At 56.3% G+C, this 12,882-nt stretch carries 7 protein-coding genes and 1 riboswitch; of the genes, 6 read left to right on the top strand and 1 reads right to left on the bottom strand.

All coding sequences use genetic code 11. The features are described from left to right. The first annotated feature begins 3 nt into the window (after window positions 1-3). The 5 genes from MKY74_RS02085 to MKY74_RS02065 all read left to right on the top strand — a co-directional run bounded on the left by MKY74_RS02085 (window position 4) and on the right by MKY74_RS02065 (window position 10,389). Window positions 4-2,490 carry a transcription initiation factor TFIID gene (locus MKY74_RS02085; protein ID WP_076173002.1) on the top strand — a complete coding sequence of 829 codons (2,487 nt, stop codon included), beginning with the start codon at window positions 4-6 and terminating at the stop codon, window positions 2,488-2,490. A 37-nt stretch (window positions 2,491-2,527) separates the two neighbouring features. Further along, window positions 2,528-3,808 (top strand): vWA domain-containing protein, encoded by a 1,281-nt coding sequence (locus tag MKY74_RS02080; protein WP_076173001.1) that lies wholly within the window; start codon window positions 2,528-2,530, stop codon window positions 3,806-3,808. Between the two features lie 19 nt (window positions 3,809-3,827). Continuing rightward, window positions 3,828-4,493, top strand: coding sequence for a beta-mannanase (locus tag MKY74_RS02075; RefSeq protein ID WP_076173000.1), 666 nt, complete (start codon window positions 3,828-3,830; stop codon window positions 4,491-4,493). A gap of 1,373 nt (window positions 4,494-5,866) precedes the next feature. Beyond that, window positions 5,867-7,126, top strand: a complete 1,260-nt coding sequence (locus tag MKY74_RS02070; protein ID WP_076172999.1) for a hypothetical protein — start codon at window positions 5,867-5,869, stop codon at window positions 7,124-7,126. Beyond that, a complete protein-coding gene (locus MKY74_RS02065; protein ID WP_076172998.1) occupies window positions 7,126-10,389 on the top strand; it encodes a GAP1-N2 domain-containing protein in 3,264 nt (1,087 codons plus the stop codon). Before MKY74_RS02070 ends, MKY74_RS02065 begins: the two co-directional genes overlap by 1 nt. Window positions 10,390-10,492: 103 nt before the next feature. Here MKY74_RS02065 and MKY74_RS02060 read toward each other — a convergent pair whose 3' ends face one another. Continuing rightward, window positions 10,493-10,900, bottom strand: a complete 408-nt coding sequence (locus MKY74_RS02060; RefSeq protein WP_076172997.1) for a VOC family protein — start codon at window positions 10,898-10,900, stop codon at window positions 10,493-10,495. Window positions 10,901-11,154: 254 nt separating this feature from the next. Further along, a riboswitch (purine riboswitch) is annotated at window positions 11,155-11,254 on the top strand. Window positions 11,255-11,309: 55 nt separating this feature from the next. Between MKY74_RS02060 and MKY74_RS02055 the strand changes: the two genes are divergently transcribed. Further along, window positions 11,310-12,746 (top strand): NAD(P)/FAD-dependent oxidoreductase, encoded by a 1,437-nt coding sequence (locus MKY74_RS02055; RefSeq protein ID WP_076172996.1) that lies wholly within the window; start codon window positions 11,310-11,312, stop codon window positions 12,744-12,746. Window positions 12,747-12,882: the final 136 nt, after the last annotated feature.

Genomic DNA, 12,882 nt, shown 5'->3' with positions numbered 1-12,882 from the left:
GCGATGAACGGCATTTTAGAGCGGTTTGCATCCAGCTATGCCGCGGCCCAGGAGAGCCTGACGGGTAAGGGAGACGACCAGAGCAGCATCCATTACCCGGCGGTGCTTCTGTTTATCGGCGACAAGACGGCGGACGCCATCGGGCCGATCATGAAGATCCACCGGCAAAAGTGGGATAACAGCGCCGGAGTGACGTATTTCCATGTCGGCACGGCATCCGGCAGCGACCGGGGGGCCGCCGCTTCAGACGAGACCCACGGCACTTTGGCGTCCACGGCCTCCCAGGAAAGTCATGCGAATGGACGGTTTGAAGCCAAAGGGTACGGGTTCGGCGAAGTGCGCTCCGAAGACGGCGGTTCCTTGCTGAGCCGCTTTCTGTTGGACGACTCCGCTGTGCCGGGTGATCCCAAAACGATACGCAAAGAGCTGTACCGGGCGTTCTACCGGAACGAAAAGCAGTTGTTCGAGCTGAATAAGGCGATCCGCCGGCTAGAGTCTCATATTGCGGGCTACGGCCGGATGTATTCCTCATTCGACCGGATCCATCTCTCTGTCATTACGCGGGTCGACGACCCGCTTAATGTGTTCATACCGGAAATTTCGCTGCTGGCCCAGTCGATCTTCAGCCAGTCCTTCAAGTCGGTTCAGATGGACCTGTACGCGCTGATCAGCGAACGGGAGCAGCTGGAGTCGTTCGGATACGCCAGCTCGGCAGGGATGGCTTTTCTGCGGGAGCTCGACATGATACAGCGCCCCGAGTACACGTTCTCCGCGCCGCTGCACGTCACGGAGGATGGACTGTCCATTCCGGTGACGCATCCGGCTTCGCCGCTCTTCGATCTGGTGTACGTGCTGTCGGACAAAAACGAGCGCGGCATCGCCGATCCTGGCGGCATGCAGGACAACTATGAGATCATCTGCCACCTCGGTCTGCTGAAGAACCGCAAGCAGAAGGAGCATCAGGTCGACGGTCAGGCAGGAAGCTATAACAATACCTCCTTCAAAAATAACATCATGACGGAGTCCGGCCGGCCGGGCTATGTCTCCGCCGGTTTCTCCAGGGTCAAGCGGCCGAACCAGCCGATTGCCCTGACGGTGCTGTACCATTTCTACAGCCAGCTGCTGCTGCGGATGAAGACAGGAAGAGAGCTCGGTATCAAGGAACGCCTGGCATTCTTCGGGCTGGATCCGGCGGCGGTTTCGTCGCGAGCGGACCATGTGGTGCCGGACGGCAGCCGGATCGAGGAAATGAACGGCATGATGACCCGGCCGGTCGGCTTCGCTTCGCTGAAAGGCATGTCCGTACGGGAAGCGGAGGAGGCGCTGTTCGGTGACGGATGCCGGCGGTATTTTCAAGCCAACTATGAGCAGGAGGCAAGCGAAGCGCTGGGCCGTCTGGACGGGGCGGAAGAGCTGGATTCCGTCATCCGGCAGCAGATGGCGGAGCATCCGGAGATCAGCGTGTTCCACATTGCGGCATGGACCGGCGGGAAAGACGGGGCAGGCGGTGTGCTGGAGGCGCTGCGGGCCCGGATCCGCGATATGGCCGGCCAGCTGGAGGCTGACCGGGCCGAGCTCGACCGGTATTACGGCGAGCAGGTGGGGAACCTGCCTTTTCCAAAACGGCTGCTGATGGACAAGCATAATGTGCGGAGCTTTATCCGCTATTTTCTGGAGACCATCTATCAGCGCAAGCTGGAATTGCTGCTTCTGGAGACTGAGCTGAAGCTGTACCGCCGCTATGAGGCGGAGCTGGAGCGTCTGCACGGCCACTACAAACGGCAGGCGCAGCGGCTGGAACAGCTGGAGGGTGAGCTGCATGCCTCTGCGCAGCAGAGCATTCGGGCTGCCGACGATTATATCGGGCAGAACATTATGGAGTATTACGGACTCGTGACCGAAGACATCATGCGCGACCTGGAGGCGAAGAGGGGGCCGTTTATCTTTTTCGAGGACCGTTATGTCGGGAACCTGTCCGCATTGGCAGCTGCAGGGACCGACAAACTGCTGGAGAGGCTCATTGCTGTCGTGGCGCGTGATTTGCTGACGGCGGAGCCTTTTGATCAGACCTTTGAGGATGAATTGCTGCGCCGGGCCAACGTAACGATCGATTACAGCAACAAGCAGGTGCTGTCGAAGGAAGACCTGTTCAAGATGCTGTACCGAACCCTTGAGGAGCATGCGGTCATTAACGTGCGGCTGTTCGACTACACGCAGGAGCACCGCTATGAGGAAAAGTATTTCTTTGGCGATGCCAGCAGCGAATTCGTCCGGTATGCCCTGGGGGCAGACGAGACCTCGCGCATCTACAAGCTCGGGGTCGTGCACGAGAAGCGCAGCAGCGGCGTCGAGAAGCTGAACCTGATGGGCGGATTCCATCTGGAGGACTTAATGTATTACCGCAACGGCAAAGCCTACTATGAGACGTACGTCCAGAACGGCTACGAATTTCACGGTGTGGACCCCGGGCAGCTGCCGGAGCTGCGGTAAGAGCCCGGGTGCCACTTAAGAAAGGAAGCATGGTATCATGCAGCGTAAAATCAATCTGCTTCTGCTGCTCCTCAGCCTGATTGGCGGCGCGGCCGGCTACGTCATCGGAGAGGTCGTGCTGCACGTGTGGGGCAGCGATCTTCCGCGAATCGTGGCCATTGGATTATATTTGGGAATACTGGCTCTCTGCATCGGCACCGGGTGCCTGATCGCGGAGATGATGTCACCCCGCCTGAATGGGCCGTCCTGGAGACAGCGGTATATGGGGACTTCCTGGAAACTGCTCGTGCCGGCCACACTGGTGCTGGTCTTCGTGCTTGGTTTGGTTTTGGAGTTCGTCTATGAAATCAATCCCGGTCATGCGAAGCCGGTCAAGGACATTGCTTTGGTCATCGACAACTCCGGAAGCATGGGGGAGACTGACCCGGACAACGACCGCTACACGGCAGCCAAAAACCTGATCAACCGGATGGACAGTGACAACCGGGTAGCGGTGATGGTCTTTAACGACCAGACGACCCTGCTGCAGCCGTTTATGAAGGTCAAAAATAAGGATGCCAAACATAAGGTCATCTCCGAAATTGACGGGCTTGAGGCAACCGACGGGGGAACGAACATCAGCCTGGCGCTGGCGGATACGATGAAGCATATCGAGGAAACGAATGACGCCAGCCGGAACACGATGGTTATCCTGCTGTCGGACGGCATCAGCGATGTCGACCTGAACAGCGCCCTCGCAGCGTACAAGCAGCGCCAAATCGCCGTCAACACGATCGGGCTCAGCCTGGTTCAGGCGGATGGGGCGCAGCTGCTGCAGGACATTGCCCGGGAGACGGGCGGGCAGTATTACGACGTGTCCAATGCAGGCGACCTGTCGCCGGTCTTCCAGCAAATCTATGAAGACGTAGGCGACAGGACGCTTCTGACCGAGCGGACCGGCCCGACGCAGGACAGCATCTATTACCGGATGCTGCACATCGCTTTCATCGCCATCATCGGCGGGGCGATCGGCTTGTCCCTCGGCCTGATCTTCGACAACCGGTATTTGGCCCGCAGCTTTGGTATTGGCGGCGTGGTGTCCGGCCTGATCGCCGGAGCCGTGCTCGAGTTCGGCCTGTCGGGCCACACCGTTGGCGACGAGATGGTCCGCCTGCTGTCGTGCCTGATCCTGGCCGGCGTGCTCGCTTTGTTCACCGGCGTCATTCCGGTGAAGGAGAACGGCAAGCTTGCGGCCGGTCTTCAGCGTCCGGGCCAGGCCGGACGGACGCAGTCCGGCTTCGATCGGCGCCAGAAAGACAACACGAGCAGAGGATTCTAAGCAGGGAGGCGCATGACTTATGCGGTTTATCGATGCACAGCCGGGCGACCCGGTCATCCGCGGCTTGTCCCACCAGCTGGACGAGGGCCGCTGCACCCTCCGTTGGCAGTGGCCGGAGGGGATTCAGGCCGTGTACATCGGCAGAGCTTTTGACATTCTTGCGGAAGACGCGGGAGAGGGCGGAGCTTCGGCTCCGTCCGATTCGCCTTCCGACAAGCTGAGGCTGTATACCCGAAACGAATATAAAGCGAACAATGGTTATCACGACCGGATCGAGGGCGTCGGACGCGTCATCTACACCGTCTATGCTTCGGTAACGGAACAAGGCGATGCCGTCCTGTTCCGCCAGCCTGACGGGGCCAATCGTGCCGTCTTCAGCACAGGCAGAGCCCGCGTGACCGTCTCCATCCGCGAGAAGGGCGGATGGCTGCAGAAGTTCAAGACCGTGGAAATTCGGGTGACGACCGAGGTCCCGATCCCGAAGGAAGCGCTCTGCTATGTCAAGAAGCAGGGGAGCTACCCCGCCCACAAGGAAGACGGAACGGTGTATCCGTTCGTCATGGATTTCGCGGCGGGGAAAAACGTGCTGCCCGCCATCGAGGTGGGCAAAAACGACTACGTGCGCCTGTTTTTTACGGACGGGAAGAAGTACGGGCAGCTGTTCGAGTTGGTGCAGGGACGCTAGGGTCGCTCCATATATGCCCCTGCGGCTTCTGTTGGGTCGCTCCATATATGCCCCTCCGGCTTCTGTTGCAATCGTGTTATTTTGATGAGATAGGAAGGGAATAACACGATTTCAAAGGAAGCACGTAAACTCTCCGGTCCATATATTCCGCTTGGCAGGGGGCAATTTGTGGGTAGACTCAGGATGTTCCATATCGACATGGCAAGGGGCAATTTGTGGGTGGACTCAGGATGCTTCATATCGACATGGCAGGGAGCGTTTGTTGGCGGACTCAGGGGGCTCCATATCGACATGGCAGGGAGCGTTTGTTGGCGGACTCAGGGTGCTCTATGTTCGCTTGGCTGGGAGCATTGTGGGCAGACTCAGAGGAGAAGGCAGAAGCTGGATAGCTCGAAGATGGCAGGTGCAAGCCGATTCAGGGATCCGGGGCATGCCGTACGGTGCTACCTTGTGGGCAGGAATGTGCGATAAAATATAGAGATTAAACATATGAACTATTAAACTAGTGAAATTAAGGGTTAGAGTGAACGGAATTGGATTCAAGGGCGGATTACTAGCTTTGAGGGGCGAATTACAGGACCAAAAGTGCGAAAGCTTGCGGAATTGACCTGTAAAGTTGCAGAATGGAGTTTGAAGGTTCGAGGTAGAGTTAAACGTTAGATTTGCAGAACAAATAGATTAGCAGAAATAATAGATGACCAGAACGAATAGATGAGCAGGACGTATACATTAAGGGAGCAGTGCTTCGAGAGAAGTGCTAGAAATGCTTAGAGAGAAAGAGCTTAGAGCCTAAGAGTGAGCTTAAAGATTAGGGCTTGGAACTTAATGAGCAGAGATTAGAATTTGCAACCTGGACCATCATAGCGCTAAGGGCAGGCTGGCCTGAACGGCTGAATACCAAAGTAACAGAACTCCATAGGGCATAAGCAGAGCGAGGCCCAGGGATAAAAATGCTGCCGGAGATGACCCAGCGGAGAGGACGGAATCATTTTGGAGAAGCGGCAGCGGTCGCCTTTGCCTCGGAATTTCCACCTTTAATAGGGTTAATCAAATCAGGAAATTTGGAGGCAACAGCGATCGGAAGAATGATCCGGCATCGGAGCGGGCTTTAGCTTCTCTGCCACGGTTCGAGGAAGCTTTTCTCGATGTTTTGCTTCCGCAAAACGAGAGATATCAGCGGCTCTTACGAGCCAGCTCACGAAAGAGCATCAGCGGCTCTTCGAGCCGGCTTACGATAAGGCATCAGCGGCTCTTCGAGCCAGCTCACGAAAGGTCATCAGCGGCTCTTCGAGCCAGCTTACAATGAGATTACTAGCGGCTCTTTGAGCCAGCTATTGAACATAGAAGTACGGGAAAGGGGGAACGACAGCATCATGGGCATTTTTGACAGGTTCAAGAGGAAGCCGGAACCGGAGCCCCGGCCATTGTTTTACGATATCGTATGTCCGTACTGCTTCAGCAAATTTTCGCCGGAGGAGGTCGTGTTCCGCGCTGCCCACCATCGGGAAGACGACGAGGATTACGCGCTCCGCGAGGATGAGGAGCTGAACCGCTACCGGGAACGCTTCGGCCTGGATTCGGTGTACGACATGGAGGCGATCCTCTATCCGCGGGACATTCCCGAGGAGCATCAGATCTACTCCGATCACGTGCTGATCGGGCTGAACGACCGCTACGGGGTGGTCACGCGCAGACGGCTGTGCCCGAAGTGCCATAACGAACTTCCGGTAACGGCGGGCAAAGTACCGAGCAACATCATCTCGATCATCGGCGCCTCGCAGGTCGGCAAGTCGGTGTATATGACCTCGCTGATCCATACACTTCAGCATATGACGGCGGACCATTTCAATGCGGCCTGTATGCCGCTGAATGCGGAGATCAGCCGCAAGTTCCGCACGATGTACGAGGAGCCGCTGTTTGAACGAGGGGACCTGCTTGCTTCCACGCAGAAGGAGAAGATGCAGGAGCCGTTTATTTTCCAATTCGTATTCAAGGACGAGACGAAACCGCCACTCACGCTGGTGTTCTTCGACGTGGCCGGCGAGGGCATGGTCGACGAGGATTACCTCGGCCTGCACGGGCAGCACATCAAAAACTCCGCTGGCATCCTGTTCATGATCGATCCGCTGCAGATCCGCTCGATCCGCGAGAAGATCCGCCTGAATTTAGGCGACCAGCCGGGGGAATGGGTGTCGCAGTACGATGAGCCGCGGGACGTGGTATTGACCCTGTTCGGCGACTTTATCGCCTACGAGGACAAGGGCAAAACCGATATACCGACAGCGGTGGTCCTGACCAAGAGCGATATGCTCCACTCGCTGAAGGATGAGGACGGCGAGTACGTGAAGCCGAACAGCAACATTTTTAACAACATGGTGCACCGCAAATATTTGAATCTGACCGAGTTCGAAAATATCGACGGAGAAATCCGCCGCTTCATCGAAAAGGTCGATCGGCCGTTTAAGGGGACGATGGACGTGTACTTTTCCAATACGGCTTATTTCGCGGTGTCTGCGCTGGGCAGCAATCCGGTGGGGCAGAAGCTGCAGAGCGTGGTCAGCCCAATCCGGGTGGATGAGCCCTTTATCTGGCTGCTGTACAAGCTGAAATACATTGAGGGGAGAGAAGACTAGTGCCTGATTTCACTCCCAAAAAGGTTCAGCAGCAAATGTATACCCGCGAACGGCGCGGGATTTTCCGCTCTACCGAAGGGTTTGATACGATCGCCAGATCGCTGGGGCTGGAGCATGGTTTTATTAAAAAGGTGCTGCATCCGTTCTGCCAATACGACGCACCGGCGGAGCTGACCGCACGGAGCGAGAAGGAAGCAGACGCTTATCCGGATGCCCTGCATCTGTTTCGGGCCGAGACCGGGGAAACGGTTCTAGGGCGAAGCGTGTACCAGCCGGCGGATTTTACCGGGCTGCGCAGCGCCTTTTTTACCCATAACTATGTACTCCCACCGGGTTGGATGGAGCAGACGGGTACAGATTACCGCAGGCTGCTGAACGCCCAGTTTGCCGATCATTACGACATTGAGCTGGGCCCGGACCTCCCCGAACTGGGGGATTTGCCGGTGGCGAAAGACGGGCAGAATCTAGCGGCGGCCGAGGTCATGGCGCTCCTGGAAGAGCTGCATATTGACGAGAAGGTGTTCAAACAGCTGCTGTTTGCAGCCATGTCGTCGGTATCGGGCAAAAAGAAGGTATACATCGTCTTGGACGTTCCGGTGGAGCAGTTGTCCGTCAAGGCGCGCGAACTGCTGCATGTGCTGTACGGCAGCCTGCCTTACGCGCTGCGCAGCGAGATTGGTTTTCTGACGTATGCCAAAGAGCCGCAGAGCAAAAAGGGCATCCACCTGAACTTCGTGGAAAAAGGGGGCCTGCGCCTCGGTGACCGCAGCGTAGAGAAGGATTATTTGTTTGAGCTGGCGGCGGGCCGCGTCATCAACGTGGACTTGGACTTGTCCAAGCAGCCGTATCTGGATTTTGCCTGGGCGAATCTGCGGAATCCGGAACGGTTGGAGGATTTTTATGCTTTTGCCGACCAAATGATGGAGGGCATGGAGCCGATCCGGCGGATTTCGGTTGCGGGCTACCATGAGCTTTGCGTGCTGTACCAGATCGATCAGGGACGGGAAGAGCTGTATACGGCGCAACCCGGCACGGTGCTTCGCTGCATCCTTGATTATCTGTCCACACCTGGGGCAATTCATGCCAAAGCCCGGCTGAATCAGCTGTTCTTGACGCGTTTTGACAAGGAGCTGGATCGGGTGAAGCTGGGCGAGGTGCCCGGAACGGACATCATCGAAAGCATCAAGGATTACTATGCCGTCGACGGCAAAAATTTTGGCCTGCGCATCGTGGAGTATTTCATCCGTACGATCAACAATGCGCTGTCGCAGCAGCGTGAGGATATTGCGCAAGCCGCGTACGGCATGCTGGAGAGCACACCGGCCTTGAGCCGCACTTTCTTCGCCCGTGTGCTGAGCAGCCCAGGGCTGCCCGCCCTGCTGTTCGAGCCTTACATAGAAAACAGGCTGAAGCAGGCAGCGACAGCCAGCGATCTGGTCGAGCTCGCCGGCGCCTGGGTGCAGAATCACCCGATCGTGCTGGAGAACGCGGTGTTCACCAAGCTTGCGGAAACGCAGCTGATGGACAAGCTGGGCCGGGAGTCCGATCCGGTCCGCGCCGTGAATGCGGTGATGGACCAGTTGGACGATCTCGAGCGGGATCCGGGCCGCGGACTGGGCCAAATCGAAGGCGGGTCGCGGTTTGTCGACCGGCTGGTGTATGCGGCCAATCTCTTTTTGCTGAAGGATCTGGATTTGGAGCGTCTTTCGAGAGAGCAGCTGCTGGATATTGGATTTCTGCGGGAGCCGAAGGAATTAAGATCGTGGGTATCCCGATTCGATGCCCGCATCCGCTCCAAAGCGAACGTCATGCTGGCGCTCTATCAATGGTTCGGTACGGACCATCCGAAAAGGGAGGACGTGCTGGACGGACTGTCCTTTGCGGAGAGGGACCAGGTGCAGTATATCGGCCGCGGCTGGCTGCAGCGGGAAGTGAAGCCGGAGGTGTTCGAGTGGATTACTCTGGCCTTCTGTCAGGACGTGGAGACCGGAGCGGTGGATTACGGATCCTTGCTGGATTTCGTGTATAAATACGGAGACAGCCCGGAGACGGTGTATGAGTACATCCAATGGTCGGCAGACCAGCCGCTGTTTGTGCGTCCGCGCGGCCTGGTTCCTGCGTATGCCGCGGCGATCGTGTCGTTTATGAAAAGAAATGACCCGGGCGCGTTCCGAAACAAAGACAAGGTGAAAAGATACTTTGACTCCGCTCCACCGGCACTTCAGCCGGCTTACGCCCGGGCACGGTCGGAACTGGCGCCATCGTGGATGAAGTTTTTCAGAAACAACCGCAAATCGATCATGCTCAGCTCGGTGCTGCTGGTCATCGTGATTGCGGCAGGCGTCACGATGCTGACGCTGCAGGCGAACGGTGCCTTTGACCGGAAGGCGGACCCGGTAGACGTCACGAAACCGCCGGTCGCTTCCCAGCCTCCGGCGACGGAGACGGCAACGGAAATTCCGCTGCTTACGGCGGAGCAGGTTAAGGATGGGGAGCAAGGGGAACTGACGGAGCTAACTTTCCACTTCAAGCAGCCGGAGGCGTGCCGGAATTTCAAAGCGGGCGAAGTGACCGTCCTGGACAAGGACGGTAACATCCTGTTTGAGGCGATTGATCCGCAGACGGTCAGCCAGTGCGCGGCGGATTCGGCCGGGGGAACGGATTCCACGTCCGGAGATACGGCAGGCAGCAAGGCAACCGACGGGCAGACCACCGATTCGGCAGGAACGTCAGGCACGGATGCGACGGAAGGCGGCCAGACCGGCGAAACGCCTGGCGGGTCCGATACGGATGCGACGAAGGACGGACAGGCGGATACCGGCGGGTCTTCCGGGAAGACGAACGCCGCGGATGGAACGGCGGGAACGGACTCGAACGGTGGGGGAGCGGACGCCGGTCAGTCGTCTGACAAGGCTGCCGATCCATCGGATGCATCGACTGGCACTGCCGGCGGAAAAGACGGTACAGCTTCAGGCAGCGGAGACATCAGTAACAGTGACACCGGGGGAGTAACGGACAGTGCCGGAACAACGGGAACTACAAGTGCACCCGGTTCCGGTAATACGTTGACGGACGAATACACCAGCACCGTAACCGTGAAGCTGGGCAAAAAGCTGGTCATTAGCCAGATTGATAAAGTCAATGCGGCCGGCGGGTCGTTTGTCTTGACCGCAAATCCTGGGCAAGGAAACACGGATCAGGAAACCGGCGATACGACCGACGAAAAGGCATCCGGCGATCAGCCGTCGACAGATGGGAAATAAGGATGAATTTCAGTGGCAGGACAGATTGGCCCCATTGATAGAAATTCATAAATGGATAAAAGGAAACCCCTTAATCACACGAAAGGTGCGATTAAGGGGTTTTTTAAGCCTTCATTTGCGGGGAATTCGGGTTAAGCTGCATAAATTCAATGCGGTTTCCGTCCGGATCCTTCACCCAGCACTGCCAATTGGAGTCTTTGCCCTGCTGGGGCTCCACGTCCAGCGGGACACCATGCCGTTTCAGGTGGGCGGCGATTTCTTCGATGCTGTCCACTTCCAGGCACAAATGCGAGAATCCGATGGGACGTTTCACCGCTTCAGGTTTATTTTCAGCCCCATAAAACAGCTCGATAAACTGGCCTTCACGCACCTTAATATACTCGATCCAGGGGTTGCCATGATCATCCTCAATCGAAAAGGCCTTTTTAAATCCGAGAATGCCGCAGTAAAAATCGATCGATTTGTTCATATCGGCTACATCAAAGGCCAAATGCCCAATCCCTCTAATCATCCGGTCTACCTCCCTTAGATTGATCTAGAATTCCGATTCGGTATGACTCGTCGTCCGACGGTAACGCTTTCATCTTATCCAATCAACGCGCTATTGGCAATTTGTATTTTCGAGCATCCATAATGTTCGTTTTTATAGGTATATTTGTAATATTGAAATGCTTTCAATCTAAATAATTATACTAAAATACGAACGATGTTGACTGTGGATGTTGACACATTCGTGTTTATCCATTACACTAACTCCTGTAAACGATAAATAACAGATACATTGTTCGTATAACCTCAATGATATGGTTTGAGGGTTTCTACTAGGGGCCGTAAATCCCTGGCTACGAATAGGCTGCTTTGCATACCTATTCTATGCCGGGGATTTTTTTGTTGACCTAACCCATTTCAGGAGGAACATGATGAGTAAATATGATGTCATTGTCGTTGGAGCCGGTCCGGCCGGTATTTTTGCCTGTTATGAATTTGCGTTAAAGGCGCCTCATCTGAAGGTGCTTTTGGTAGATAAAGGACATGATATTTACCGCCGCAGCTGTCCGATTCTGGAGGACAAAATCAAGTTATGTCCGCCCGCCGGCGGCCGTAAGGAGTTTGCCGGCTGCGTACCCGCCTGCTCGATCACAGCGGGCTTTGGCGGAGCCGGAGCTTACAGTGACGGAAAATTTAACATTACAACCGAATTTGGCGGCTGGATGACGGACTATCTGCCACCATCCAAAGTGCTTGAGCTCATCCGTTATGTTGACGAGCTGAACCTGCAGCATGGCGCTACGACGAATATTACCGATCCGACGACGGATGTCATCCGGGGCATTGAGCAGCGCGGTTATGCGGCGGGTCTGAAGCTGCTGCGGGCACAGGTACGGCATCTCGGCACGGAGCAGAACCTGGAAATTTTAAAATCGATCTACGAGTTTCTGAACACGCGCATCGACATGATGTTCAAGGCCGAGGTGGAGGACATCCTCACCGTCAAGGAAGACGGCGTCCACACGGTGCAGGGCATCGTCCTGAAGAACGGGGACAGTTACGAGGCGGACCGCGTCATCATTGCCCCCGGCCGGGACGGATCAGCCTGGCTGACAAGCATTCTGAAGAGGCGCCGGCTCAAAATGTACAACAACCAGGTCGACGTCGGCGTTCGCGTCGAAACCTCCGACGTGGTGATGTCGGAAATCAATCAGCATCTGTACGAGGGTAAATTCGTGTTCAACACCTCCGTAGGCACTCGGGTCCGCACGTTCTGCAGCAACCCTTCCGGCCACGTCGTGGTCGAGAATCACAGCGGAGCCATGGCGGCCAACGGCCATTCTTTCAAGGATCCGGCGCTGGGCTCGTCCAATACGAACTTTGCGCTGCTCGTCTCACATAAATTTACGGAACCGTTTGATAAGCCGAACGAGTATGCGCGTGAAATATGCAAACGGGCCAACGATTTGTCTAATGGCGGGATCATTGTCCAGAAGTACGGCGATATTTTGCGCGGACGGCGCTCGACCGAAGGGCGGATTCGGGAAGGATTTCTGGAGCCTACCCTGAAGGAGGCTGTACCGGGGGACCTGGGTCTCGTTCTGCCTTACAACACGATGAAAAGCCTGATCGAAATGGTTGAGGCGCTGAACCATGTCACGCCGGGCATCGCTTCGGAGCATACGCTTTTCTATGGCGTCGAAGCCAAGTTCTACTCCGCCCGTCCCAAGCTGTCGGAGACGCTGGAGACGGAAATCCGCGGACTGTACTGCGGCGGCGACGGAGCGGGGATCACACGCGGTCTGGCCCAAGCCGGGGCGGCCGGTGTGTGGATCGCACGCGGGATTGTGGAGTCGCTGTCCCGGTAAACAATAGCTTATAGAAATTGGTGAGATTCCTGCCTGAATGTTAGGCGGGAATCTTTTTTTCACTCCAAAGGAAGATACCCTGCCTGTCCGCGCCCTAAAATAGAAAAATTTTACTAGTCGGATGTCTTTAATCAGG

This window comes from Paenibacillus sp. FSL R5-0378 (assembly GCF_038009285.1).
GTDB lineage: Bacteria > Bacillota > Bacilli > Paenibacillales > Paenibacillaceae > Paenibacillus_AQ > Paenibacillus_AQ favisporus.
Note: the sequence above shows the minus strand (reverse complement) of the source record. Positions and strands in the feature narration are given on the sequence as shown.

Bases quoted from the DNA above. Each gene is read 5' to 3' on its own strand.
- MKY74_RS02085 (WP_076173002.1), top strand. From the start codon at position 4: ATGAACGGCATTTTAGAGCGGTTTGCATCCAGCTATGCCGCGGCCCAG.
- MKY74_RS02070 (WP_076172999.1), top strand. From the start codon at position 5,867: ATGGGCATTTTTGACAGGTTCAAGAGGAAGCCGGAACCGGAGCCCCGG.
- MKY74_RS02075 (WP_076173000.1), top strand. From the start codon at position 3,828: ATGCGGTTTATCGATGCACAGCCGGGCGACCCGGTCATCCGCGGCTTG.
- MKY74_RS02055 (WP_076172996.1), top strand. From the start codon at position 11,310: ATGAGTAAATATGATGTCATTGTCGTTGGAGCCGGTCCGGCCGGTATT.
- MKY74_RS02060 (WP_076172997.1), bottom strand. From the start codon at position 10,900: ATGATTAGAGGGATTGGGCATTTGGCCTTTGATGTAGCCGATATGAAC.
- MKY74_RS02080 (WP_076173001.1), top strand. From the start codon at position 2,528: ATGCAGCGTAAAATCAATCTGCTTCTGCTGCTCCTCAGCCTGATTGGC.